Below are 26,411 nucleotides of genomic sequence, written 5' to 3'. Positions count from 1 at the left end.
GTCACCAGTGGGCAGTAAACAGTGTCCAGTATGATTTTACTGAATACTGTTTACTGAATACTGATTACTACATAAAAAGTATTATGGCTAGAAATAATGATAAGAATACAGTACAGAGGTTTAACAAGATCTCTATAGGTTTAGCTTCTCCAGAGTCGATTCTTGCCGAATCACGCGGGGAGGTCCTAAAGCCTGAAACTATCAATTATCGTACGCACAAACCCGAGAGGGATGGTCTTTTCTGTGAGCGTATCTTTGGTCCTGTAAAGGATTACGAATGTGCCTGCGGAAAATACAAAAGAATCCGTTATAAAGGGATCGTGTGTGATAGATGTGGTGTAGAGGTGACCGAAAAGAAAGTGCGTAGAGATCGCGTGGGGCATATCAACCTTGTGGTTCCTGTTGCACACATCTGGTACTTCCGTTCTTTACCTAACAAAATTGGTTATCTGCTTGGTCTTCCGTCCAAAAAACTGGACATGATCATTTACTACGAGAGATACGTGGTAATTCAGCCGGGTATTGCCAAGAATGAAGATGGATCGCCGTTGAAGAAGATGGATTTTCTAACAGAAGAAGAGTACCTCAATATCCTTGATACCCTTCCGCAAGAAAATCTTTACCTGGATGAAAATGATCCAAATAAATTTATCGCTAAAATGGGTGCCGAATGTCTTATTGACATCCTGCAACGCATTGATCTCGATTCTCTTTCTTATGAATTAAGACATAAAGCGAATAACGAAACTTCAAAACAACGTAAAACTGAAGCCCTTAAAAGACTTCAGGTTGTTGAAGCACTTCGTGATGCAAATAAAAACCGCGAAAACCGTCCGGAATGGATGATTATGAAAGTAATCCCAATCATTCCGCCAGAATTGCGTCCATTGGTGCCGCTTGATGGAGGACGTTTCGCAACTTCAGATTTGAACGACCTTTACCGTCGTGTGATCATACGTAACAACCGTTTGAAGAGATTGATGGAGATCAAAGCTCCTGAAGTGATCTTGCGTAACGAAAAGCGTATGCTTCAGGAATCTGTAGATTCGTTGTTCGACAACACCAGAAAATCTTCAGCAGTAAAAACTGATTCCAACAGGCCGTTGAAATCCCTTTCTGACTCACTTAAAGGTAAGCAAGGACGTTTCCGTCAAAACCTGCTTGGTAAGCGTGTGGATTATTCAGCACGTTCGGTAATTGTTGTTGGACCTGAATTGAAGTTTTACGAATGTGGTCTTCCAAAAGACATGGCAGCCGAGCTTTACAAGCCTTTTGTGATCAGAAAATTGATTGAAAGAGGTATTGTTAAGACAGTAAAATCTGCCAAGAAAATTATAGATAAAAAAGAACCTGTTGTTTGGGATATTCTTGAGAACGTGTTGAAAGGGCACCCTGTGTTGCTTAACCGGGCCCCAACCCTTCACAGACTTGGTATCCAGGCATTCCAGCCTAAACTTATTGAAGGTAAGGCAATACAGTTACACCCATTAGCGTGTACTGCATTCAACGCCGACTTTGATGGGGATCAAATGGCTGTTCACCTTCCGCTAGGGCCAGAGGCTATCCTTGAGGCGCAGCTGTTAATGTTAGGTTCTCACAATATTTTGAACCCGGCTAACGGTTCTCCTGTAACTGTTCCTTCTCAGGATATGGTACTTGGTCTATATTACATGACTAAGTCAAGGAAATCTACCGAAGAAAGACCGGTGAAAGGGGAAGGGCTTACTTTTTACTCTCCCGAAGAGGTGGTTATTGCTTACAACCAGAAAATGGTTGAACTTAATGCCATTATTAAGATAAGAACAAAAGATTTCAATGAGGCCGGTGAACTAGTCTACCAAATCATTGAATCTACTGTTGGAAGAGTGTTATTTAACCAGGCAGTACCCGAGAAAGCCGGGTATATCAATGAAGTACTTACTAAAAAGTCACTTCGTGATATTATTGGAAACATCCTTAAAGTTACAAGTGTTCCCGAAACTGCTGAATTCCTTGATGCTATTAAGGAGATGGGTTATGGATATGCATATCGCGGCGGACTTTCATTTAGTCTTGGGGATATTATTATCCCTGCAGAAAAGCAGAGCATGATTGATGATGCAAACCAACAGGTAGAAGGTATTATTGCCAACTATAACATGGGTCTTATCACCAACAACGAACGTTATAACCAGGTTATTGATATCTGGACTTCTACAAACGCTGGCTTAACGGAATTAGCCATGAAGCGTATTCGTGAAGACCAGCAAGGATTTAACTCTGTGTTTATGATGCTTGACTCTGGTGCGAGGGGATCTAAAGAACAGATCCGTCAGTTAACCGGTATGCGTGGATTGATGGCCAAACCTAAGAAGTCTACTTCAGGTGGTGGTGAAATTATTGAGAACCCAATTCTTTCTAACTTTAAGGAAGGTCTTTCGATTCTTGAATACTTTATCTCTACTCACGGTGCCCGTAAAGGTCTTGCCGATACGGCCCTTAAAACTGCCGATGCTGGTTACCTTACCCGTCGTTTGGTTGACGTATCTCAGGATGTGATCATTAACGAAGAAGATTGTGGTACTTTAAGAGGTGTAGATGTAGCTCCATTGAAGAAGAATGAAGAGATTGTAGAATCACTTGGAGAGCGTATTCTTGGTAGAACAGCGCTTCACGATGTATACAATCCTTTAACTAACGAATTGCTTGTAGCTTCGGGTGTTGAGATCGATGAAGATATCGTTAAGAAGATCACCGATGCGCCAATTGAAAGCGTAGAAGTGAGATCTGCTCTTACCTGTGAGGCTAAAAAAGGAATTTGTGTGAAATGTTACGGCCGTAACCTTGCTACCAATAAAACGGTACAAAAAGGAGAAGCGGTTGGAGTTGTAGCTGCCCAGTCTATTGGAGAACCTGGTACACAGCTTACCCTTCGTACCTTCCACGTGGGTGGTATTGCAGGGAACATTTCTGAAGAAAATAAATTGATCGCGAAGTTCCCCGGAATTGCAGAGATCGAAGACCTTAAGACTGTAACAGGAGAAGCTCCTGATGGTAGTGTGGCCGAGATCGTAATTTCCAGAACTTCAGAATTGAAACTGAAAGATGAGAAATCTGGAATCGTGCTTAGTACAAGCAACATTCCTTATGGATCACAGATATTCATTAAGAACGGAGACAAAGTTTCTAAAGACGATGTAGTTTGCCAGTGGGATCCTTATAACGGGGTGATCATTTCAGAATTTGCCGGTAAGATCAAGTATGAGAATATCGAGCAAGGGGTAACTTATCAGGTAGAGATAGATGAGCAAACCGGATTCCAGGAAAAAGTAATTTCTGAAAGCCGTAATAAAAAGCTTATCCCAACGCTTCAAATCCTTGGTAAGAAAGACGAAGTAATTCGTTCTTACAACCTTCCGGTGGGAGCACACCTTATGGTAGACAACGATGAGAAAATTGGTGTAGGTAAGATTCTTGTGAAAATTCCACGTAAATCTTCAAAGTCTGGAGATATTACAGGAGGTCTTCCAAGGGTAACCGAGCTTTTCGAAGCACGTAACCCATCTAACCCTGCTGTGGTAAGTGAGATTGACGGGGTTGTTTCCTTCGGAAAGATCAAACGTGGTAACCGTGAGATCATTATCGAATCTAAACTTGGAGAAGTTAAAAAGTATCTTGTAAAGCTTTCTAACCAGATCCTTGTTCAGGAGAACGATTATGTTCGTGCCGGAATGCCATTATCTGATGGTTCTGTTACTCCTGAAGATATCCTTTCAATTAAAGGACCAAGCGCTGTACAACAGTATCTTGTGAATGAAGTTCAGGAAGTTTACCGACTACAAGGGGTGAAGATCAACGATAAGCACTTTGAGGTAGTTGTGAGACAAATGATGCGTAAGGTAAGAATCGTAGATCCGGGAGATACTATCTTCCTTGAAAACCAATTGGTGCACAAGGATGATTTCACCGAAGAAAACGATGAGATCTTTGGAATGAAAGTGGTGGAAGATGCGGGAGATTCAGAGAATCTGAAGCCTGGACAGCTTATTTCGCCAAGAGACCTTAGAGATGAGAATTCAATTCTTAGAAGAGAAGACAAGAATCTTGTTACTGCAAGAGATGTAGTTGCTGCAACTGCAACTCCTGTACTACAGGGAATCACCCGTGCGTCTCTTCAAACCAAATCATTTATTTCTGCAGCATCCTTCCAGGAAACTACGAAGGTGTTGAATGAAGCAGCTGTAAGTGGAAAGGTTGATCTACTTGAAGGACTAAAAGAAAATGTTATCGTTGGTCACAGAATCCCTGCTGGTACAGGTCTTCGTGAGTACGAAAACATCATTGTTGGTTCTAAAGAAGAATTTGACGAAATGCTTGAAAAAAAGCAGGAAGTAAATTATAACTAAGAAAAAAGGCCGCGAAAGCGGCCTTTTTTACTTAAAGAGTAGACCTCACAGGTTTTTAAAACCTGTGAGGTCTTTTTATTTTCCTTACTTTTATAGGTAATAAAAAAAACAACTGATGAGCGACGAAAATAACAATCCAAAAAAGTCTAAAAAAGGGCAAATCAATATAGAACTTGATGAGAAAGTAGCCGAAGGTATCTACTCAAACCTTGCCATTATAAATCATTCGGTTTCAGAATTTGTAGTCGATTTTGTAAGCATCATGCCCGGTACTCCCAAGAGTAAAGTAAAATCCCGGATAATCTTAACACCCCAACACGCAAAACGGCTACTCAAAGCTTTGGCTGACAATGTGAACAGGTTCGAAAAAGCACATGGGGAAATTAAGGAATACGATCAACCCAATATTCCATTAAATTTCGGGCCTACAGGGCAGGCTTAATCAATTTAAGATTAGGTGTCAAAAATGTCATCTTTGAACTCCAAAAAAACCGAAGTGAAAGCTTCGGTTTTTTTAATTAATGTATTTAGTAAATAATCTTTTAAGCATCTTTGATTCAAAATAATATAAGGAAAAACTTTTTATTTTAAGACTGGTTTATTTGTTATCAGGTCTACTAAAATAGTATTTTTTAACATTATCTTCACATTTGGAATTTTTAATATAATCCCGATGCGTACTTCTGTATTTTTCTCATTGTTCTTCCTTGTTTTTTCTGCAATGCAAGCCCAGCAGGATAGCCTGCAACAGGAAATTCTCGATTACTCAAACACTACATCTCAAATCATTTCTCGCGGAAGAAGTTTGTTGCTTGACAAATTTATGGAACGGGACCTTCAAAAAGTGAGCGAGGTAAGGAGATTATCTTGTAAACGAAGTTCAAAATGACGATTATCTTGCGCTATATCCCAGTGAGTACTGGTTATTACTTTATTGGACAACAGACTATGAGGAGCTTTTGCACAGTATTACAAGCTTTGATGATGAAGATTGGGAAAAAATGTCCCGGCAAATTCCCCCCACTTATGACAGGTTGTTTGCCAAACTTCGTGAAAGTACTTTGAATTCTGTAGACCATGTAAAAAACAGGTTGAGAGCGGCAGATCTAAAAACTGTAGATCAGGATTTTTTACTGTTGTATCTTGAATATCTTTTAACAGATTCCGAAGAGGTCTTACAGGAACAAAAACGGATCAATTCATTAGCCGATGAGTTTCTTGCCAACCATCCTGATAGCGCCTATGAGAATTATGTTCGGGAAAACATCCGCTATGTTTTTATTCCTTCTAAATGGGGTTTTGGTTTTGAATTCTTTTCCGGTTATGGATTATTTACTGGTAATCTTTCAGAAGACTATCAAAATAGCATCCCAATGGGAGTAGGTTTTGATATTGAGTACAGTAAAATAACTTTATATCTTCGGAATTATATCGGTTTCAGTTTTACCAAAAAAGAGCTGCCTTCCGATACCAAGATCTGGAAAGAAAATTCGCAAGTGAGGGTGTTACTTCCCGAAACCTCTTTTGGATATGCTGTTATCGATAATAACCGTCTCAAAGTTTCCCCTTTTGCAGGTATAGCCTCTACATCTATAAGTCCTACAGAATATGATATTGAAAAACAACCGGAAATTGAAGACGCCGGCCACGATTTTACCACAACCTATACCGCAGGAATTAATGCGGACTTTAAACTTAACTGGGGCACAGGGCTCTTTAGACTAAATGACTCAAAACACAGCTACTGGTTTGTAAGGTTAAGATATGGCTTTTCTGCTCCTCAGTTCAGGGATGGATATTCGGGAAATATGCACTACCTCACGCTTGGTTTGGGTGGATTGGGGAGAGGTTCAAAGCGCCAGTTGTAACCAATAATAATTGGAGGGGAGGTGAAGCAGGCAATAAAGTGATGACTTTTAAAGTTATATAATTTGTAGTTTGAAGAAAAATACAAATATGGCCGAAAAAATTACAAATTATAGCGACTTCTATCGCTTCTATCTTACCGAGCATCAAAATAAAACCAGCAGAATTCTGCATTTTACGGGAACTTTCCTTGTTTTTGTAATGCTTTTTTTGGCCATTATTAATGGCTGGGGGTGGGAATGGATCTTTCTTCCTCTTGTAGGTTACGGCTTTGCCTGGGTAGGCCATGCCTTTTTTGAAAAGAACAAACCTGCGACCTTCAAATACCCTTTTTGGAGCCTTATATCAGACTTTAAATTATTTTTCGACATTCTCTTCGGAAGAAAGCATTTCGACTCCCGAAAAGATCAGGCATGAGAAGAATTTATCTTACTATCATGCTGCTGTGCCTGGCTTTCTATGGATATGGACAGGAAAAATCCCTGCTGAAGGGAAAGATCCTGACACAAGAGGGGGAGATCTCCTCTATCAATATCATCAACCTTACTTCAGAGTTTGGAACAACAAATAAGGCCGATGGTCGGTTTGAAATTGAAGTCAGCCTTAATGATACGCTCCTCTTTTCTTCGGTCCAGTATGAACCTATAGAAATTGTTGTGACAGAAGAGGTATCAAAAAGGGCATTTTTGACTGTTCTTCTTGATGAAAAAATTGATGAGCTCGGGGAAGTTAACATCAGTAATATTAGTCTTAGTGGCAATCTCGCAAACGACCTTCAAAATATTCCCACGCTTACCCAGGCCGATATCGGTTTCCCAATGTCTGATGTTTTGCCCCCCACCTCGGTTGAAAGGAAATTAATGACAGCTACCTCAGGTCTTGATGGGCTTCTGAATACATTAAATGGCAAGATCAAAATGCTGAAAAAGCCGCAGCCTGGGAAGATCTTTCTCAAATAGTTGACGCCGGCGAAACCGCCCTGCCTGCGTCTTTTTTTGTAGATCTTGGTATTGCTGAAGATCAAATACGGGATTATGTTTATTTCTGCGCAAAAGATCCCGACTTTGTCTCTTACTTGCGTGAAGATATGCGTCTGGAACTGGTGCAGTTTTATGAAAGAAAGGCACCCGATTTTAAAGCAGAAAAACTGCAGGAAGAACAAATAACTTCAGAAGAGTAAAAATGAGATTTTTCTGCTTCCTGATTTTCTTTATCGTCTATTTTTCCTCTTTTAGTCAGGAAAGATCTCTGTTGAAGGGCCAGATCCTGACACCTGATGCCGAAGCTTCTTCCATCAATATTATCAATTTAACTTCAAAACAGGGAACAACGAATAGTTCTGAAGGTTTATTTGAAGTAGAAGTCAGTGTCAATGATACGCTTCTGTTTTCTTCGGTCCAATACGAATCCCGGGAGATTATAGTGACCCGGAAGGTGTTAAAAAAGCCATTTTTGACAGTACTTCTCGTGGAGAAAGTTGATGAGCTTTCCGAAGTGAACATCAGCGATATTACCTTAGCGGCAATCTTACCACAGATCTAAAAAACATCCCGACACTCACCCAGGCCGATTTTGGTTTTCCTATGAGCGATACGCCGAGGCCCACCTCAATTGAACGAAAGTTGAAAACAGCCTCAAACGTGAGCACCACTTCAAAATATAATCCTCCCGGCAATCTCAACGTAAGTCTCGACGGAATAATAAATCGCTTGAATGGCAAAACTGCAATGCTTCAAAAAGCTGCAGCCAATGAAGATCGTGGTCAAGCGGTAGATGTGGGAGTAGCAGCCCTTCCAACTTCCTTTTTTGAAGATCTTTCCATTCCGGAAAACAGAATTCGGGATTTTGTGCATTACTGCGCCGAAGATGGGAATTACTACCGGCTTTTGTCTGAAACCAAACGTCTTGAACTTGTAGAACTCTTTCAGTCAAAAGCACCTCAATTTGTGAAGGAGCGATTGTAATTCTTATTGAGAGACTGTAAAAAAATAAAAACCTTCCAAAAATATCATTTTTGGAAGGTTTTTTTAGACTCAATTCTCAATACTACCTTAAAATTCCGAAGTAAAGTGGAATTTTATATTAGGATATTTTTGCTGCGCCATTTGTAGTGAGAAAGCAGAATCTGCCAGGAACACCAGTTGGCCCCTCTTATCAATAGCCAGGAATTTAGATTTTACTCTCTTAAAATCCTTAAATTCTTCACTTTTCGGATCGTTTGGTTCTACCCAGCAGGCCTTGTGAACGTTTAGGTTTTCGTAGGTACACTTGGCGCCGTATTCGTGTTCAAGGCGGTATTGAATCACCTCAAACTGCAGTGCCCCAACAGTTCCAATAACCTTACGGCCGTTGAGTTCGAGCGTGAATAACTGTGCCACACCTTCATCCATAAGCTGGTCAATTCCTTTTTCCAGCTGTTTTGATTTCATAGGATCGGCATTATTGATATAGCGGAAATGTTCTGGCGAAAAGCTTGGAATTCCTTTATATCGCAGTTCTTCCCCTTCAGTTAAGGTATCTCCAATTTTAAAGTTACCAGTGTCGTGAAGACCCACAATATCTCCGGGATACGAAACATCTACGATCTCTTTTCTTTCAGCAAAAAAGGCATTGGGGCTTGAGAATTTCAGCTTTTTATTGTGCCTTACGTGCAGGTAAGGAGTATTTCTCTCAAACTTTCCTGAAACGATCTTAATAAAAGCCAGCCTGTCCCGGTGTTTTGGATCCATGTTGGCGTGGATCTTAAATACAAAGCCCGTAAAATGATCTTCGGAAGGATTCACTTTCCGGATATCGCTGTCTTTCGGCCTTGGAGGAGGCGCGATAGTGATGAAACAATCCAGCAACTCCCGCACTCCGAAGTTATTTAGGGCAGAACCGAAAAATACAGGTTGCAGGTTTCCGGCTAAATAGGCCTCTTTATCAAATTCGGGATAAACCCCGTGCACCAGTTCAAGTTCTTCTCTTAAAGTACCGGCAGCTTTTTCGCCAATAAGTTTATCAAGTTCGTTAGATTCCAGGTCCGAAATCTCCACGGTTTCTTCAATATCCCTTCTTGGGTCGCCCGTAAACAGGTTTACGTTCTGTTCCCAGATGTTGTAAATTCCTTTAAAATCATAACCCATCCCAATCGGGAAACTAAGTGGAGTAACGGTAAGGTTAAGTTTTTGCTCAATCTCATCGAGCAGTTCAAAAGCATCTTTTCCTTCCCGGTCAAGTTTATTGATGAACACGATCATAGGAATGTTGCGCATACGGCAAACCTCCACCAGTTTTTCAGTTTGTTCCTCAACCCCTTTTGCAACGTCAATAACAACAATTACGCTGTCTACGGCAGTAAGGGTGCGAAAAGTATCTTCAGCAAAATCCTTGTGTCCCGGGGTGTCTAGAATGTTGATCTTGGTTCCCTCATATTCAAAAGCAAGTACAGAAGTGGCTACCGAGATCCCTCTTTGCCGCTCAATTTCCATGAAGTCACTGGTTGCCCCTTTTTTAATTTTGTTCGATTTTACCGCTCCCGCCTCCTGAATGGCTCCACCAAATAGCAGTAGCTTTTCGGTTAATGTGGTTTTACCGGCATCGGGGTGGGAAATGATCCCAAAGGTCCTTCTTCTCTTGATCTCTTCTGAAAACTTCATACTTGTATTTAAGGCTGCAAAGATAATTATTTGATCGTGAAATTAATGCTATACGCCTTCACTCGTTTTACTTCTTTTCTGAAGTCTGAAAAAAATGGATTTCCCGACTGATTTTGTACATTTGAAGCTCAAATTTTGCAATGAAAGAAGAACAAGTGATCCTGGTGAATGAAAAAGATGAGCAAATTGGGCTCATGCCAAAGATGGAAGCTCATGAAAAAGCTTTGCTGCATAGGGCATTTTCGGTCTTTGTCTTTAATAACAAGAACGAGCTCATGATACAGCAGCGGGCATTGGGTAAATATCATTCTCCCGGCCTTTGGACCAATACCTGTTGCAGCCACCAGAGAGAAGGAGAAAGTAATATTGAAGCAGGAAAGCGGCGTTTACAGGAAGAGATGGGGTTTTCGACAGAATTAAAAGACACTGTTTCTTTTATTTACAAAGCCCCTTTTGACAATGGTCTTACCGAACATGAATTTGATCATATTCTCGTGGGGTATTATAACGAGGAACCAAATTTAAATCCTGAAGAAGCACATGCCTACAAATGGGTGTCCCTTGAAGATTTGAAGAAGGATATGAAAGACAACCCCGAAATTTATACGGCCTGGTTTAAAATTATTTTTGATAAATACTACAAGCACATCCAGCAATGAGAGTAACGGTAAACAGGAAGGCGCATTTTAATGCGGCGCACAGGCTGCATAGAAAAGACTGGGATGATGAGAAGAACCGCCGTGTCTTTGGTAAGTGCAGCAATCCGCACTATCACGGTCACAATTATGAATTGGTGGTGGCTGTTACGGGAGAGATCAATCAGGGAACAGGTTTTGTTATGGATCTCAAGAATTTGAAAGAATTGATCTATGAGAAGATCGAAGTGCCTTTTGATCATAAGAACCTCAACGTCGAAGTTCCCGAATTCAAAGACTTAAATCCCACTGCCGAAAATATTGCTATTGTGATATGGCATAAGCTGCGATTAGAGCTGAAGCCACATCTTGACCTTGAAGTGACCTTATATGAAACCCCCAGGAATTACGTTACTTACAAAGGAGAATAATTTTTTGTAAAAAACTGTTTTTTGAATTGAGAAATAGTGTAAATTCGCACCTGAAAAATTACGCGAAAGATGGCGAATAGAAGAACATTAAAGAGAGATATGAATTACGTCTTTGGAGACATCATTGAGGCGGCTTATCTGCACCAGATTACCCACCCTGATGAAGATCCTTCTAAATCTGAAAAAGTTGTCGATGAGGCAATATCAGATTTTGACGAATTGATAGGAAAGATGAACCAAAAAGATGTTGAAAATAAAAAACAACATTTTAGAGGAATAGAGAAGGAATTTGAGGTTAAAGCCAAAGTCCTTGTCGAAAAGATAAACGCTTTATAGTAAAGCATTCGCCGATGTAGCTCAGCTGGCTAGAGCAGCTGATTTGTAATCAGCAGGTCGTGGGTTCGAGTCCCTCCATCGGCTCTTGATAAAAAAACCTCTCAATTTTTTGAGAGGTTTTTTTATGAAATTATGTGAGGGACGATAAACTCCTGCGCGAAAGAAGTTTTTTATTTGTGAGGATAGAAAAGCTGCATTAAGTTGACTTTTTGGGAGGTGATTTATAAGAGTGATTGTGAAATGTAGCTTTTGAAACTGCTTTCTTTGCCATTCACTGTATAGGCCGGGTGCATCCAATTTAATACTTTCTTCAAGTACTGCCATTGGGTAGTATATTAATGAGCTGCAATTACTCACCAGGTTTTAAATGAAGACCTCACAGGTTTTTGAAACCTGTGAGGTCTTATTACGGCTAGCGCGGATTTGTAATTTATCCCGACTTTTACTTATACTTTTCAGCTGTAAGTTCGGCTATTTGTACAATTACTTCCACCGCTTTCTGCATACTTTCTACCGGCACATATTCATATTTTCCGTGGAAATTATGGCCACCGGCAAAGATATTAGGGCAGGGAAGGCCTTTAAAGCTAAGTTGAGCTCCATCGGTACCACCACGAATTGGTTTGATGATTGGCGTGACATCTGCTTTTTTCATTGCAGCCTCGGCAATATCAACAATATGCATCACCGGTTCTACTTTCTCTCTCATGTTGTAGTACTGGTCTTTTACTTCTACAGTCACACAATCTCTTTCATATTGGCTGCATATCTCTGCCGCAAGATCTTTGATCATTTCCTTACGGGCTTCAAAATGCTCCCGGTCATGGTCGCGAATAATGTAATGAAGCGTGGTTTCTTCCACATCGCCTTCAATTGCGTTGAGGTGAAAAAAGCCCTGTCTGTCTTCAGTATGTTCAGGAGTCTCAAGGCGTGGCAGGGAGTTAATAAAATCCATAGCAATATACATGCTGTTTATCATTTTATCCTTGGCATAACCCGGGTGCACGCTTTTTCCGCTTACCTTCACAACGGCACCGGCTGCATTGAAATTTTCGTATTCCAGTTCACCAACCTGGCTACCGTCCATAGTATACGCCCATTCTGCCCCAAATTTCTCCACATCAAATTTGTGTGCACCGCGACCAATTTCTTCATCGGGCGTAAAACAAACCCGGATCTTCCCATGTGGAATTTCAGGATGTTCAATAAGATACTTCATGGCTTCCATGATCTCTGTAATTCCGGCTTTGTCATCGGCGCCCAGTAGGGTGGTACCATCGGTAGTAATGATGGTTTGTCCTTCGTATTGTAAGAGGTCATCAAAATATTCGGGTGATAGAACGATGTTTTTTTCCTTGTTCAGTATAATATTTTTTCCGTCATAATTTTCGATGATCTGCGGATTAACATTGGTTCCCGAAAAGTCGGGCGTGGTATCAAAATGAGCTACAAAACCTATTACCGGTACATCATGTTCTACATTTGAAGGTAAAGTTGCCATTACATAGGCATGTTCATCTATGCTCACCTCCTGCATGCCCATGGTCTCTAATTCGGCCTTTAATTTATTGGCTAAATCCCACTGTTTCTCTGTGCTGGGAGTTGATTCACTTGTTTCGTCACTTTGAGTATCTATCTTGACATAGCTTAAAAAGCGGTCAATGATTTGCTGCTTATTAGTCATTTTTAAGGTAGTTTTCCCAAAAGTAGCGATATAAAAAGTAGGTTCAAAACCTTTTCTATTTTCATACTTTTTTATGCAGCTTTGTGTTAATTTTGTGCAAAACCCACTTCATGTATCAAAAGATAATCCGGCCCCTGCTTTTCAATATTGATCCGGAGAAGGTGCATTATTTCACCTTTTCTGCTCTTCGGAAATTGTTTCTTCTTCCCGTAAGCCAAAAACTTGTTCGAAAACAATTTGTAGTTGAAGATAAAAAGCTGGAGCGGGAAGTCTTCGGAATTAAATTTCCTAATCCTGTAGGTTTGGCCGCCGGGTTTGATAAAGATGCAAAGCTGTATAAAGAACTTTCTAATTTTGGCTTCGGATTTATTGAAATAGGAACCTTAACGCCAAAACCTCAACCGGGAAATGAGAAAAAAAGGCTTTTCAGGCTAAAAGAAGACAAAGCCATTATCAACAGGATGGGCTTTAATAATGGAGGGGTGACAGAAGCGGTAGAAAGACTGAAAAAAAATAGTGGAGTTCTTATTGGCGGAAATATTGGTAAAAATAAAGTCACGGCCAATGAAAAAGCTGTTGATGATTATTTGATCTGCTTTTATGCCCTTTTTGAGCAGGTAGATTATTTCGTGATCAATGTAAGTTCACCAAACACTCCAAATTTAAGGGAGCTGCAGGATAAGGAACCGCTAACTAAGTTACTCAACACCCTGCAACAGGAAAATTTAAAGCGCCCGGTGCAGAAACCAATCCTGCTTAAAATAGCACCCGATCTTACCGATTCCCAGCTCCTCGATATCATAGATATTATAAAAGAAACCGGAATTGCAGGAGTTATAGCCACCAACACCACCATTTCCCGCGAAGACCTCACTTCATCAGACAAAGATGAAACCGGCGGGCTAAGTGGAAAGCCCCTAACAAAACGTGCAACAGAGGTTATTCGCTTTCTTTCAGAAAAAAGCAATAAAGCATTTCCAATTATTGGAGTAGGAGGCATCATGTCTCCCGAAGATGCTATTGAAAAACTTGAGGCAGGGGCCGCTTTGGTGCAGCTTTATACCGGCTTTATCTATGAGGGGCCGCAGTTAGTGAAGAAGATCAACCAGGCAATTCTAGCACGTTCCTAGTGGCGGGTGAACTCATAGCTTTTCTTGCAGCTGCCGTGCTGCTCACCCTTTCTCCCGGTCCGGATATTATTTATGTATTGGTCCAGGGAATGACCAATGGGAAAAAACACGGGATTGTTACTGCCCTAGGCCTGATAAGCGGAATTATCATTCACACCAGCCTGGTTGCTTTTGGGATTTCAGCAATAATAAAGCAGTCCGAAAATTTATTTTTAATGATCAGGCTTTTGGGAGCGGCATATTTGTTCTACCTGGCCTGGAAGGTCTACAAAAGCGATTCGACAATAAACGTTAAAGCTCCAGCTGCCAAACAAAAGAAGGAATTTACTTCCCTCTTCAAAAGGGGATTTTTAATGAATGTTTTAAATCCGAAAGTTGCCATTTTTTTCCTCGCCTTTTTCCCGGGATTCCTTTGGGATCCACAAGGCAATACTGTTTACCAGTTCTATGTTCTCGGGTTTCTATTCATGTTTCAGGCTTTCCTCATCTTCGCTGCCGTCGCGATTTTGGCAGGAAAAATTTCTGTCTATCTTCAAAAGCACCCTGCTTCAGGCCAAATTTTTAAATGGGTGCAGGTGGTGGTTTTTGTTGGGATTGGTGTGTTTGTATTAGTATAGAGTAAAGATTATTAAGTAGTTAGTGCTGATAAGAAGCTATTAGCCTTTAGCAGTAAACCCTTAGCTTCTTTGTAATAAGATGGCGCAGATTTGTAATCGGTGCCGGGGTAAACATCAAAATAAGACCTGGAACAAGTTTAGGGCGAAAAACTTCTACTTCCTACTTCAGAATCTCAATTCTCATATCTCAATACTAAATTCTATATTTGACTCATGGGGAAATTAAAAATTATTGAATGTCCGCGAGACGCTATGCAGGGAATTAAAAATTTCATTCCTACAGAAAAGAAAGTTCAGTACATTCAGTCTTTGTTGCGCTGCGGATTCGACACTATTGACTTCGGAAGTTTTGTTTCTCCAAAAGCGATTCCTCAAATGGCCGATACTGCCGAAGTTTTATCTAAACTCGATCTTTCGAGAACACAAAGTAAGCTGCTGGCCATCGTTGCGAATACACGGGGTGCCCAGGATGCTTCTCAACATCCTGAAATAGACTATTTAGGCTATCCTTTTTCGATTTCTGAAAACTTCCAGATGCGAAATACCCATAAGACCATAGCCGAATCTGTCGAAACCCTGCATGAGATCCTCAATATCGCCGATGCTTCGGGTAAAGAAGTGGTGGCATACCTGTCTATGGGATTTGGAAACCCTTACGGAGATCCGTGGGATGTCGAGATTGTGGGGGAGTGGACAGAAAAACTCTCCGGAATGGGTGTAAAGATCCTCTCGCTCTCAGACACTATTGGTAGTTCTACTCCCGATATTATCACTTATCTGTATTCAAATTTAATTCCGAAGTATCCAAAAATAGAATTTGGAGCACACCTTCATACCACCCCGGCAAAATGGTTTGAGAAGGTAGATGCGGCTTATAAATCGGGTTGCAAAAGATTTGATGGTGCGATACAGGGATTTGGTGGCTGCCCAATGGCAAAAGACGAGCTTACAGGAAACATGCCTACAGAAAAATTACTGTCTTACTTCACTTCTAAAAAAGATGATACCAATGTTAAGATGATGAGCTTTGAATCATCTCATAATGAAGCAACAAAAATATTTTCAACTTATCATTAGAAGAGTGGTGTTTCAAAATTTATATCTATAATTGCACTCTAAAATGCCATTTTTGAAGCGTAATTATATCTGTTTTTTTGTTGCCCTTTTATTTTTTCCGAGTGCTTATTCTTCAGTTTATGTTGAGTGGCAACAGGAACAGGATTCTGTTGCATTTTATGTAGACAAAGGGTTTTCTATGCTTAACAATGATTTTTCAACAGCGTTAAAAATCCTTGAGAAAGCAGATGCTCTGGCTACAGCATCCAATGACCCTGAAGATAGGGCAGATGTGGCCTATGCTTATGGCTATGCCTATTATGTAAAAGGGAGCTACGACCTTTCTCTTCAGTATTATCTGGAGGCCTTAGAGATCTATCAGGCAACCGGAAATCAACTCTCCGTGGCAAAAAGCCTGGTGGGGCAGGGGTTAATTCAGCAGGGAATTGACAGGAATAGAGCAGCAATCAATCTTTTTAATGAGGCCATTGATGCTTATAATAAATCGGGTGATCCTGCCAGAGCAAATCCTGCCTATCTCAATATTGCCATCTCACAAATTGAAGTAAAGGAATATGAAAAAGCGCTGGGTAACCTTCAAATGGCACTGGAACTTTCACGAAAGGCAGGACGTGTAGATGTAGAACACCTCGCATTAAACCGAATTGCCCAAATCAAGTTTTTCCGTGGGAATTACGACAAGGCCATAGAATTTTATTTTAAGGTACTCAACCATCAAACCGAACCTAATAACTGGGAAAAATCTTTTACTTATGCAGGACTGGCCCAGGTTTACGCTGCACAGGAAAAGTATGAGCTGGCAGAAGAGATGGGTCAAAAAGCACTTGTTTTTGCCAGGGACCTTCAATCTATTTGGGACCTGGAAAGGAATACCGGGATCTTATCAAGTGTTTACCAAAGCCAGGGGAAGACTGCTGAGGCCTTTGAGTATTTGTCATTAAATCAACAATACCGTGATTCGCTCTACAATCAAAATAAACTGCGGGCCATAAATTTACTGCAATTGGAGAGCAAAGAAGGAGAGAATCTAAAGCTGCAGTCAGAAAAGGAAGCGGTAGAGAAGCAGCTTTTTACCAACAGGATCTTTCTTGCGATTTTGGTGCTTGCGGTTTCATTGTTGCTGGTGCTGGCAATTTTATATAGAAAGAACATTCGGCAAAAAGAGCAATTTACTACGCAACTTCAGAATAAGAATCAGACCATTTCTGAACAAAATCGTCTTATCTCTAAGCAAAATGAAGATCTTTCAGAAATGAACGAGGCGAAAAACCGGCTTTTTTCAATCCTTTCCCATGATCTGCGTTCTCCATTGGCTTCTCTCGAGCAATTGCTGGGGCTTATTAAGTCGGGTGATTTTACACCAGAAGAGCAGGCATCTCTATTAGATGAAATGCTGGTGCAGGTTTCAGGTACTTCTTCAATGTTGCAAAACCTTCTGCATTGGGCCAACTCACAGCTGGAGGGTAGTAAAGTGAACATAGAAAAAGTTGACCTTCCGCAAAAGGCGGCAAAAATTATAAAGGCCTATTATCTCATTGCCAAACGTAAAAACATCAAATTCATTCAGCAGCAAGTTGAAGACCTGCCCCCTGTAATGGTAGATCGCGGTCATATTTGTGTAATTCTGCACAACTTATTGTCAAACGCCATAAAGTTTACCCGCGAGGGAAAAGAAATAAACATCAGCTTTGAAGAGCAGGAAGAAACTGTGCTTATGAGCATACTTGACGGGGGAGAGGGAATATCACAGGAGAAAATTAATGAGATCAAAAAATTTAATAACCGTATGATCTCAGAAATTGGTACGAGTATGGAAACAGGTACCGGAATTGGCCTTATGCTGGTCAAGCATTTTCTTGGAATTAATGAAGCTACACTGGATATCAAAAATCATCCCGGTAAGGGAGCAGAGTTCATTGTAGCTTTCCGGAAAGCCTGAAAATGAATTAATCAAATATAATGCTCTCTTCTGGTGAAAAGAATGTATATTTGCACGCAATTAAATCTTAATTGCCATGATCGCACACACCTCCAGGATCTTGGGCGAAGGACTCACCTACGATGACGTACTCTTAGTCCCTGCCTTTTCAGAAATCCTTCCCCGCGAAGTTAATATTCAATCTAAGTTTACCCGCAACATTGGCCTCAATGTGCCTATTGTTTCCGCAGCTATGGATACTGTGACCGAATCACGTATGGCTATTGCCATTGCACGTGAAGGAGGAATTGGTGTTTTGCACAAAAACATGACCGCCGAAGAACAGGCGCTCAAGGTGCGAAAAGTGAAGCGGGCAGAAAGTGGGATGATCATTGATCCTATCACCCTCCCAATTACAGCAAAGGTGAAAGACGCTAAAGAAAATATGCGTGAGCATAGTATTGGCGGTATTCCCATTGTTGATGAGGATGGAAAACTGCTTGGAATAGTGACAAATCGCGATTTGCGCTTTGAAAAAAATAATAACAGGCCAATTTCGGAAGTGATGACTTCCGAGAATCTGGTTACTGTAGCCGAAGGCACTTCCCTTGAAGATGCTGAAGTGATACTGCAGCAGAACAAGATTGAAAAACTGCCCGTTGTAAATTCTGAAGATAAACTTGTTGGACTTATTACATTCAGGGATATTACAAAGCTTACTCAAAAACCTATTGCAAATAAAGATTCCTACGGAAGGCTGCGCGTAGCCGCTGCCATTGGCGTTACCGGTGATGCAGTTGAAAGAGCCGAAGCTTTGGTGAAAGCAGGAGTGGATGCTATTGTTATAGACACGGCCCATGGGCACACTAAAGGAGTGGTGACAGTACTTAAGGAGGTGAAAAGAAGATTTCCTGATCTGGAAGTAGTGGTTGGAAATATTGCTACTGCCGAGGCTGCAAAATATCTTGTAGAAGCCGGTGCCGATGCAGTAAAAGTAGGAATTGGTCCAGGATCAATATGTACTACAAGAGTGGTTGCCGGGGTAGGTTTTCCACAATTCTCGGCCGTACTGGAAGTTGCAGCAGCCATTAAAGGCAGCGGCGTTCCTGTAATTGCCGATGGAGGAATTCGCTATACAGGAGATATTCCAAAAGCTATTGCTGCCGGAGCCGATTGCGTGATGCTGGGCTCACTTTTGGCAGGTACAAAAGAATCGCCGGGAGAAACAATTATCTACGAAGGAAGAAAATTCAAGTCTTACCGCGGAATGGGATCTGTAGAAGCTATGAAACAAGGCTCTAAAGATCGATATTTTCAGGATGTGGAAGATGATATTAAAAAACTGGTGCCGGAAGGTATTGTAGGACGCGTTCCTTATAAAGGGGATCTATATGAAAGTATCCACCAGTTTATAGGAGGCCTGCGTGCCGGAATGGGTTATTGCGGCGCAAAAGATGTTGCTACTTTGCAGGAATCGGCGAAGTTTGTGAAGATAACAGCTTCAGGAATAAATGAAAGCCATCCTCATAATGTGACCATCACAAAAGAATCACCTAACTACAGCAGATAGTTCATAGTTCAGGAGTTTGTAGTTAAGAGTTAGATAGTGGCAAAGCCCAAAAAAAAAAGGAGGGTCTCAAAAATGCCATTTTTGAGACCCTCCTTTTTTTTAGCTATGTCAATGATTGCAGTGGTTGACCTTCAGTCATTAGCCTGCACTTCTGACTGCTGAACCACTGACTACTGAATTTATTCTTTCACTACAATTCCTAATTTATCAAGAACTTTCACGGTTATATCAAATTCTTCAGCAGAATAGGCCAGGCTATTTCCGCCGGCATGGAAGATCTGGGTGTAATTCTCTTCCTGGATCACCTGTAGCATGGCGGCATTGATCTTCTCATAAAGTGCCTTGGTAAGTTCATTTCTCTTCATCTGCATCATTAGGCTGGCTTTTTGACGAAAACCTTTAATGTCATTTTCAAGACCCATAATCTCTGATTCCTTTGTTTTTTTGTCTTCTTCAGAAAAAGTGGAGCTGTTTGCCTGGTAGTCCTTTACCAGTATTTCGTATTTAGTGACGTTTGATTCAAGTTCTTTTTGAAGGTCTTCATTATAGGTTTTGAGTCCTTCATTGACCTGGGTCATTTCAGGCAATTGGTTCAGGATATAATCGGCATCTATGGTTCCTATTTTTGACTGTGCAAAGGCTGTAAGGCTAAGGAAGGTAAAGCTTAAAACTAAAAGATATTTTTTCATGATTTTGTTTTGATTTTCGCAAATATAAAGGAGCAGAGGCATTTATGAAGATTTTAAGAAAATATTTTTTTATTAATCTTCATAAAGCTGTCCGCGATGAGGTTTTAGAGCGTCACGAACCGCGGGCATTTCATCGTTAGTCACTACCAAAAAAGCAATGGCATGGGTTTCAGATAATTTTTCGCTACCTAAAATATTTATTGATAAAGCGTTGTTATTAAAGAATTCCTGTAAGTGATGAGCGTGATGTTTTGCGGTAATTTCGGAATCAGGACCACGAAAATCCCAGATAAGTTTTAGTTTGCGTTCTTTAGACATGTGATGAAATTTGGCTTCTTTGACTTTAGCATAGCGAAAGCCACGCCAAAAGTAAAATTTTTGTGAAATTCTTTCGTTTTATCTGTAGGTTGGTATACTGTTTGGAATTCGTATTTTTGCAAACTCATAATATTTAAGATTAATTTGACTGTCAAAAAAGGACTTTTCTTCTTACTTTTTTTGGGCTTTTTAACCGGAAGCTGCAACTTGCTTAATGAACCTGAAGAGAAAGAGGTCATTGCACGCGTAAATGATGCATATCTATACAGGGATGATGTCGCCACTTTGATTTCGGCCAACACTTCTCCTGAAGACAGTACGCTTTTGGTAAATAACTTCATTACCCGCTGGGCTACTCAAAAATTACTGCTTGACAGGGCACGGGTTAATTTGAGTAGTGAACAGCAGGCAGAGTTTGATCGCCTGGTGCAGAACTACAAGAACGAACTTTATGCTAAAGCCTATACAGATGCTATTGTGGCCCGCGAACTCGATACCAGTATTTCAAGAGAGGCAGCCGAAGCTTATTACGAAGAAAATGGAGAGAATTTTTTTCTTAATGAGAACCTTGTGAAGGTGAGGTATATCAATATTACCAAGAACAACAAGGACTTTGAAACTATTAAAAAACGGTTTATCAGGTTTAACCAGGAAGACAGGCAGGCATTGCTGGATATGGCCATTCAGTTCAATTCATATTCGCTCAATGATTCTGTTTGGGTTAAAACAAAACAGGTTTACGATAAAATTCGGCCTTTAACGCCTCAGGACAATCCTGAATTCTTAAAAAACAAAAATTTTATGCAGCTTGAAGACTCATTAGGAGTATATTTGGTCTCTGTTGAGGATGTTAAGTTGCGCAATGAACAGGCGCCCCTGGAGTATTCCTTGCCGGGCATAAAGCAGATCCTGCTTAATAAAAGAAAGCTGGATCTCATTAAAAAATTAGAAAAAGACATTACACAAGATGCTATTAAAAATGACGAATTTGAGATCTATAATTAAATCACTGGGCCTATTATCCTTTATCATGGGCGGGAGCAATGTTCATGCGCAGGAAGTAGTAGTTACCGACAGTACCGCAATTGGTATTGAAACGGAAATACAGCAAAAAATACAGGACAGGAGTGGCCGTTTTAAGGTAGATGGTGTAGCAGCAGTAATTGGTGATTTTGTGGTGCTTGAAAGTGATATTGATAAGATGTACCTTGAGCTTCAAAGCCAGGGCGTTTCTACTCAAGATGTGACCAACTGTAACCTTGCAGGAAGGTTAATGGAGAACAAGCTTTACGCTCACCACGCCATACAGGACAGTATCATAGTTTCTGATGCCGAGATCAATGCCAATATTGATCAGCAGTTAGCTTATATGACCCAACAGGTAGGTTCTCTTGAAAAAGTACTCGAGTTCTATAAAAAGGATAGTGAAGCTGACTTTAGAGCTGAACTTTTTGAAATTAACAAGCAGAACAGGCTTGCTTCTGAAATGCAGCGGAAAATTGTTGATGCCGTAGAGATCACTCCTGAAGAGGTGAGGGCATTCTTTACAGAGATTCCTGAAGACGAGCGTCCTGTATTTGGGGATGAGGTGGAAATTGCACAGATCGTAGTAAAACCGGAAATTCCGCAGGAAGAAAAAGATGAAAATATAGCACGATTGAATGAAATGCGTGCAGATGTACTGGAGAATGGAGCCAGCTTTGCTACAAAAGCGGTTTTGTATTCTCAGGATCCAGGTTCGAGATCTTCGGGAGGAAAAATTACGCTTACCCGTCAGGATCCTTTTGTAAAAGAATTTAAAGATGCTGCATTTTCCCTTCAGGAAGGGGAGGTGAGCAAACCCTTTAAGACTGAATTTGGTTATCACATTCTTATGGTTGACAAAATTCGTGGGCAGCAGGTAGATGTGCGTCACATCCTTTTAATTCCTGATGTTACCGAAGAAACCAAGCAAAAAGCTTTTGACGAAATAGAAAATGTAAGAGAAAGGATCAGTAATGATGAAATTTCATTTGCCGATGCTGCCAAAGAAGTTTCAGATGAAAAAGAAACTCGTGAAAGCGGAGGGAAATTATTGAACCCCACAACTGGAGATACAAGATTTGAACTTACTAAAATCGATCCGTTGCTATATGAGCAGGTTGTCAATCTTGAGAAGGGAGAGGTTTCGAACATTATCACAGATCAGGACAATACCGGAAGACCTTTTTATAAATTAATTACTGTTACTAACAGGTATAAAGAACATAAGGCAGACTACGCCCAGGACTTTAACAAGATCAAAGAACTTGCTCTTAGGGATAAGCAGCTTGAAGCTATTGAAAAATGGCAGGCAGAGAAGATCAAGGAGACCTATGTTAAGGTAAATGGGGAGTATAGAGATTGCGAATATTCCAGCAACTGGCTTAAGAAATAAACGATATTTTTGGCAGGCATGACAGATGTAGAAGCGGTAGAAAATCTGGTTAAACGGCATCAGCAATTGAGGCAGGAAATCGCCAAAAGAATTGTTGGTCAGCAACAAGTAATAGACCAGATCCTTTTATCTGTTTTTTCGGGAGGTCATTCCCTGCTTATTGGAGTTCCGGGTCTTGCCAAGACCCTGATGGTTGATACCATAGCCCAGGCCCTTGGGCTTAATTTTAAAAGAATTCAGTTTACTCCAGATCTTATGCCGAGTGATATTCTGGGCTCGGAGATATTAGATGAGAACCGGCATTTTAAATTTATAAAAGGCCCTGTTTTTGGTAATATCATTCTTGCTGACGAGATCAACAGAACTCCGCCTAAAACCCAGGCAGCTTTACTGGAAGCCATGCAGGAGCGGTCGGTAACCGTGGCCGGTCAACACTATAAATTAGACTTGCCCTATTTTGTGCTCGCAACCCAAAATCCTATTGAGCAGGAGGGTACCTATCCACTACCCGAGGCGCAGCTTGATAGGTTTATGTTTGCCATCAAACTGGAATATCCCTCCTTTGAAGAGGAAATCGAGGTAGTGAAGAATACGACATCAGATGAGGTAAAAGAAATAAATCCTCTATTTACCGCTCGTGAAATTGTCGATTTTCAGCACCTGATTCGACGCATACCTGTGGCCGATAATGTCGTGGAGTATGCGGTAGACCTTGTGGGGAAAACCCGACCCGCAGGAGATAGAGCTACTCCTCTTGTAAAGGAGTATGTAGACTGGGGCGCCGGACCAAGAGCTTCTCAAAATCTCATTTTAGGAGCCAAAGCTAATGCAGCGGTAAGAGGGAAATTTTCACCCGATATTGAAGATGTGCAGGCAGTGGCCTTTGGAATTCTTAGACATAGGGTGATTAAAAATTACAAAGCCGAAGCCGAAGGAATTTCGGAAGAACATATTATCAAGAGTCTGCTCTAAGATTTTTTAAGGCTGATAAAACTTCTTAGTGTGCATTATGTTTACTTCCGAAATATAGTGCACAAATTATTTTAGTTAATTGGTTCTCCTCCCTGTTATCTTCAGGAGCACTGTTTGCTGAATTATTAATAATCTTCCATTTATACTATCCAGACACAGCTTCAAAAGACTGTCTCTCTTGTTATTGAATAGTGTTGTTGTGCACTTGTTTTAGCTGAAAAATTTACAGGCTGGAGGCTACTTATTTTTCAGAAAGGATAAAATAAAGCTTCATATTTACCATATTCTTGTTTTTATGCTAATTTTATAGCATTAGCTTATTTTTATATATAGTTTTTTCATGAACTGATAAATTATCTTCAGGTAATTTTCAGGTTTGGTTATAATTTTTTAAATCGGGCAGGAATTTGTAATTTTGCAACACTTCAGAATATTAATAAATTCAAGATATGGCATACGATATTGATATGATCAAGAAGGTTTACAGCCAGATGGGCGAGCGCGTTAATGCCGCACGTGAGGCTGTTGGTAAACCTTTAACCCTTTCAGAAAAGATCCTTTATTCCCACTTGTGGAATGAAAAACCGACTCAAAAATTTACACGAGGTAAAGATTATGTAGAGTTTGCGCCAGACAGGATTGCCTGCCAGGATGCAACTGCTCAAATGGCTTTGCTGCAATTTATGCAGGCTGGGAAGAAGAACGTAGCCGTTCCTACTACAGTACATTGTGATCACCTGATCCAGGCAAAACTTGGAGCTCAGTTTGATTTACCTAGCGCAAAAAAATCAAGTGATGAGGTTTTTGACTTTCTTGAATCTGTTTCGAATAAATATGGGATTGGATTCTGGAAACCGGGAGCGGGAATTATTCACCAGGTAGTACTGGAGAATTACGCTTTCCCTGGAGGAATGATGATTGGTACCGATTCCCATACGGTTAATGCCGGTGGTCTTGGAATGGTTGCTATAGGTGTTGGTGGTGCAGATGCTGTAGATGTGATGGCAGGAATGGCATGGGAGCTAAAATTTCCAAAGCTAATTGGAGTTAAGCTAACAGGTAAGCTTTCTGGATGGACTTCATCAAAAGATGTGATCTTAAAAGTAGCTGGAATACTTACCGTTAAAGGTGGTACTGGAGCGATCATCGAGTATTTTGGAGAAGGTGCCGAATCAATGTCGGCTACCGGAAAAGGAACTATTTGTAACATGGGAGCTGAGGTTGGAGCAACCACTTCTACCTTTGGCTATGATGAATCTATGGCGAGGTACCTTCGTGCAACAAATCGTGCCGATGTTGCAGATGCTGCCAATGAAGTGAAAGAACACCTTACCGGTGATCCTGAAGTTTACGCTAGCCCCGAGCAGTATTTTGATGAAGTGATTGAAATCAATCTTTCTGAACTTAAGCCTCATTTAAATGGACCTTTCACACCAGATCTTGCTACGCCAATTTCAGAAATGGCTGAAAAAGCCAAAGAACATGACTGGCCAATTAATGTAGACTGGGGCTTGATAGGTTCATGTACCAACTCTTCTTATGAAGATCTTACACGGGCTGCTTCTATTGCCAAACAAGCAGTAGATAAAAAAATAAAAGCTAAATCTGATTTTGGTATTAACCCTGGATCTGAACAGATTCGTTTTACTGCCGAAAGAGATGGTTTGTTACAAATTTTTGAAGATCTTGATGCCACTATTTTTACTAATGCCTGTGGGCCATGTATTGGACAGTGGGATAGAAGTGACCGTAAAGGTGAAGAGAAAAATACTATTGTACATTCGTTTAACCGAAACTTCTCAAAAAGGGCAGATGGTAACCCTAATACCCACGCATTTGTAGGATCGCCTGAAATGGTGGCTGCAATTGCAATTTCAGGAAGATTGGATTTTGATCCTTCCAGAGATACGCTTCTTAATGAAGATGGGAAATATGTGAAACTTGATGAGCCAACAGGTCTTGAATTGCCTCCAAAAGGCTTTGATGTTGAAGATCCTGGATATCTTGCTCCTACCGAAGATGGTTCTAGTGTAGAGGTTAAAGTTAATCCTAACTCTGAAAGGTTACAGTTACTTGATCCATTCCAGCCTTGGGACGGTAAAAATTTAACGGGAGCAAAACTTCTTATTAAAGCTCACGGAAAATGTACTACAGACCATATCTCTATGGCGGGACCATGGTTGCGCTTTAGAGGTCACCTTGACAATATATCAAACAACTGTCTAATTGGTGCTGTGAACGCCTTCAATATGAAAACCAACTTCGTAAAGAACCAGATTACCGGTGAATATGATGGTGTGCCTGCAACCCAACGAAAGTACAAAGCTGCGGGAATACCTACAGTGGTAGTTGGAGACCACAATTATGGCGAAGGTTCTTCCAGAGAACATGCTGCTATGGAGCCAAGACATCTTGGTGTTAAAGTAGTGTTGGTGAAATCTTTTGCCCGAATTCACGAGACCAATTTGAAAAAGCAGGGTATGTTAGGAATTACTTTTGCTAATGAAAGTGATTACGATCTAATCCAGGAAGATGACACTTTCAACTTTATCGATCTTGAAGGTTTTGCGCCAGATAAGCAGCTTACAATAGAAGTTGTGCATGCAGATGGCTCTAAGGATACTATTAAGGCAAATCACACCTATAACCTACCTCAAATTGAGTGGTACAAGGAAGGTTCTGCTCTTAACCTTATAAAGAAGCAGAACGCTGCTTAGAAAAAGCTTTTA

23 protein-coding genes and 1 tRNA gene are annotated in these 26,411 nt (G+C 40.7%); 20 read left to right on the top strand and 4 right to left on the bottom strand.

Annotated elements, in window-relative coordinates; translation table 11 throughout:
* Positions 1 to 83: 83 nt before the first annotated feature.
* The 7 genes from rpoC (at position 84) to ACQ93I_RS12430 (ending at position 8,215) form a co-directional block, all read left to right on the top strand.
* The gene (gene rpoC, locus ACQ93I_RS12460; RefSeq protein WP_266069944.1) at positions 84 to 4,385 is read left to right on the top strand and encodes a DNA-directed RNA polymerase subunit beta'; all 4,302 of its coding nucleotides are present in this window, start codon (positions 84 to 86) and stop codon (positions 4,383 to 4,385) included.
* Positions 4,386 to 4,500: 115 nt separating this feature from the next.
* Positions 4,501 to 4,827 carry a DUF3467 domain-containing protein gene (locus ACQ93I_RS12455; protein ID WP_266069946.1) on the top strand — a complete coding sequence of 109 codons (327 nt, stop codon included), beginning with the start codon at positions 4,501 to 4,503 and terminating at the stop codon, positions 4,825 to 4,827.
* Positions 4,828 to 5,344: 517 nt separating this feature from the next.
* Positions 5,345 to 6,253 carry a hypothetical protein gene (locus tag ACQ93I_RS12450; protein ID WP_431698791.1) on the top strand — a complete coding sequence of 303 codons (909 nt, stop codon included), beginning with the start codon at positions 5,345 to 5,347 and terminating at the stop codon, positions 6,251 to 6,253.
* Between the two features lie 88 nt (positions 6,254 to 6,341).
* Positions 6,342 to 6,668, top strand: a complete 327-nt coding sequence (locus ACQ93I_RS12445) for a DUF962 domain-containing protein (protein WP_266069949.1) — start codon at positions 6,342 to 6,344, stop codon at positions 6,666 to 6,668.
* A complete protein-coding gene (locus ACQ93I_RS12440) occupies positions 6,665 to 7,210 on the top strand; it encodes a carboxypeptidase-like regulatory domain-containing protein (RefSeq protein WP_431698790.1) in 546 nt (181 codons plus the stop codon). Before ACQ93I_RS12445 ends, ACQ93I_RS12440 begins: the two co-directional genes overlap by 4 nt.
* 223 nt (positions 7,211 to 7,433) lie before the next feature.
* Positions 7,434 to 7,793, top strand: coding sequence for a hypothetical protein (locus ACQ93I_RS12435; RefSeq protein WP_431698789.1), 360 nt, complete (start codon positions 7,434 to 7,436; stop codon positions 7,791 to 7,793).
* A 41-nt stretch (positions 7,794 to 7,834) separates the two neighbouring features.
* Positions 7,835 to 8,215 (top strand): hypothetical protein, encoded by a 381-nt coding sequence (locus ACQ93I_RS12430; RefSeq protein WP_431698788.1) that lies wholly within the window; start codon positions 7,835 to 7,837, stop codon positions 8,213 to 8,215.
* A gap of 87 nt (positions 8,216 to 8,302) precedes the next feature.
* Here the strand turns inward: ACQ93I_RS12430 and ACQ93I_RS12425 are convergent, their stop codons facing one another.
* A complete protein-coding gene (locus tag ACQ93I_RS12425) occupies positions 8,303 to 9,889 on the bottom strand; it encodes a peptide chain release factor 3 (RefSeq protein WP_431698787.1) in 1,587 nt (528 codons plus the stop codon).
* 140 nt (positions 9,890 to 10,029) lie between these two features.
* Here ACQ93I_RS12425 and idi point away from each other — a divergent pair, with 140 nt between their 5' ends.
* The 4 genes from idi (at position 10,030) to ACQ93I_RS12405 (ending at position 11,375) form a co-directional block, all read left to right on the top strand.
* Positions 10,030 to 10,548: an isopentenyl-diphosphate Delta-isomerase gene (idi, locus tag ACQ93I_RS12420; protein ID WP_431698786.1), complete on the top strand. Its 519-nt coding sequence runs from the start codon at positions 10,030 to 10,032 to the stop codon at positions 10,546 to 10,548.
* On the top strand, positions 10,545 to 10,955 hold the full coding sequence (locus ACQ93I_RS12415) for a 6-carboxytetrahydropterin synthase (RefSeq protein ID WP_431698785.1): 411 nt from the start codon (positions 10,545 to 10,547) through the stop codon (positions 10,953 to 10,955). The genes idi and ACQ93I_RS12415 overlap by 4 nt, the downstream gene beginning before the upstream one ends.
* Positions 10,956 to 11,024: 69 nt before the next feature.
* Complete coding sequence (locus tag ACQ93I_RS12410) at positions 11,025 to 11,291, top strand: hypothetical protein (RefSeq protein ID WP_431698784.1); 267 nt, start codon at positions 11,025 to 11,027, stop codon at positions 11,289 to 11,291.
* A gap of 10 nt (positions 11,292 to 11,301) precedes the next feature.
* Positions 11,302 to 11,375 (top strand) — tRNA-Thr (locus ACQ93I_RS12405).
* Positions 11,376 to 11,733: 358 nt separating this feature from the next.
* Here the strand turns inward: ACQ93I_RS12405 and pepT are convergent.
* Complete coding sequence (gene pepT, locus ACQ93I_RS12400; protein WP_431698783.1) at positions 11,734 to 12,975, bottom strand: peptidase T; 1,242 nt, start codon at positions 12,973 to 12,975, stop codon at positions 11,734 to 11,736.
* A 110-nt stretch (positions 12,976 to 13,085) separates the two neighbouring features.
* Between pepT and ACQ93I_RS12395 the strand changes: the two genes are divergently transcribed.
* The 5 genes from ACQ93I_RS12395 to guaB all read left to right on the top strand — a co-directional run bounded on the left by ACQ93I_RS12395 (position 13,086) and on the right by guaB (position 19,287).
* A complete protein-coding gene (locus ACQ93I_RS12395) occupies positions 13,086 to 14,105 on the top strand; it encodes a quinone-dependent dihydroorotate dehydrogenase (RefSeq protein ID WP_431698782.1) in 1,020 nt (339 codons plus the stop codon).
* Complete coding sequence (locus tag ACQ93I_RS12390; RefSeq protein WP_431698781.1) at positions 14,105 to 14,722, top strand: LysE family translocator; 618 nt, start codon at positions 14,105 to 14,107, stop codon at positions 14,720 to 14,722. The genes ACQ93I_RS12395 and ACQ93I_RS12390 overlap by 1 nt, the downstream gene beginning before the upstream one ends.
* 213 nt (positions 14,723 to 14,935) lie before the next feature.
* Complete coding sequence (locus ACQ93I_RS12385; RefSeq protein ID WP_431698780.1) at positions 14,936 to 15,799, top strand: hydroxymethylglutaryl-CoA lyase; 864 nt, start codon at positions 14,936 to 14,938, stop codon at positions 15,797 to 15,799.
* A gap of 52 nt (positions 15,800 to 15,851) precedes the next feature.
* A complete protein-coding gene (locus ACQ93I_RS12380) occupies positions 15,852 to 17,738 on the top strand; it encodes a tetratricopeptide repeat-containing sensor histidine kinase (protein ID WP_431698779.1) in 1,887 nt (628 codons plus the stop codon).
* A 76-nt stretch (positions 17,739 to 17,814) separates the two neighbouring features.
* Positions 17,815 to 19,287 (top strand): IMP dehydrogenase, encoded by a 1,473-nt coding sequence (gene guaB / locus ACQ93I_RS12375; RefSeq protein WP_431698778.1) that lies wholly within the window; start codon positions 17,815 to 17,817, stop codon positions 19,285 to 19,287.
* Between the two features lie 179 nt (positions 19,288 to 19,466).
* Here guaB and ACQ93I_RS12370 read toward each other — a convergent pair whose 3' ends face one another.
* Positions 19,467 to 19,976 carry an OmpH family outer membrane protein gene (locus ACQ93I_RS12370; protein ID WP_431698777.1) on the bottom strand — a complete coding sequence of 170 codons (510 nt, stop codon included), beginning with the start codon at positions 19,974 to 19,976 and terminating at the stop codon, positions 19,467 to 19,469.
* 72 nt (positions 19,977 to 20,048) lie between these two features.
* Positions 20,049 to 20,294 (bottom strand): hypothetical protein, encoded by a 246-nt coding sequence (locus ACQ93I_RS12365; protein WP_266069967.1) that lies wholly within the window; start codon positions 20,292 to 20,294, stop codon positions 20,049 to 20,051.
* A gap of 144 nt (positions 20,295 to 20,438) precedes the next feature.
* Between ACQ93I_RS12365 and ACQ93I_RS12360 the strand changes: the two genes are divergently transcribed.
* The 4 genes from ACQ93I_RS12360 to ACQ93I_RS12345 all read left to right on the top strand — a co-directional run bounded on the left by ACQ93I_RS12360 (position 20,439) and on the right by ACQ93I_RS12345 (position 26,399).
* Positions 20,439 to 21,299 carry a peptidyl-prolyl cis-trans isomerase gene (locus ACQ93I_RS12360; RefSeq protein ID WP_431698776.1) on the top strand — a complete coding sequence of 287 codons (861 nt, stop codon included), beginning with the start codon at positions 20,439 to 20,441 and terminating at the stop codon, positions 21,297 to 21,299.
* Entirely contained in the window at positions 21,262 to 22,710 is a 1,449-nt protein-coding gene (locus tag ACQ93I_RS12355; protein ID WP_431698775.1) for a peptidylprolyl isomerase, read from the top strand. The genes ACQ93I_RS12360 and ACQ93I_RS12355 overlap by 38 nt, the downstream gene beginning before the upstream one ends.
* A gap of 18 nt (positions 22,711 to 22,728) precedes the next feature.
* Complete coding sequence (locus tag ACQ93I_RS12350; protein ID WP_431698841.1) at positions 22,729 to 23,682, top strand: AAA family ATPase; 954 nt, start codon at positions 22,729 to 22,731, stop codon at positions 23,680 to 23,682.
* 449 nt (positions 23,683 to 24,131) lie between these two features.
* Positions 24,132 to 26,399 carry an aconitate hydratase gene (locus tag ACQ93I_RS12345; RefSeq protein WP_431698774.1) on the top strand — a complete coding sequence of 756 codons (2,268 nt, stop codon included), beginning with the start codon at positions 24,132 to 24,134 and terminating at the stop codon, positions 26,397 to 26,399.
* Positions 26,400 to 26,411: the final 12 nt, after the last annotated feature.

The sequence above is a fragment of the Salinimicrobium sp. WS361 genome (assembly GCF_050750585.1).
GTDB lineage: Bacteria > Bacteroidota > Bacteroidia > Flavobacteriales > Flavobacteriaceae > Salinimicrobium.
Note: the sequence above shows the minus strand (reverse complement) of the source record. Positions and strands in the feature narration are given on the sequence as shown.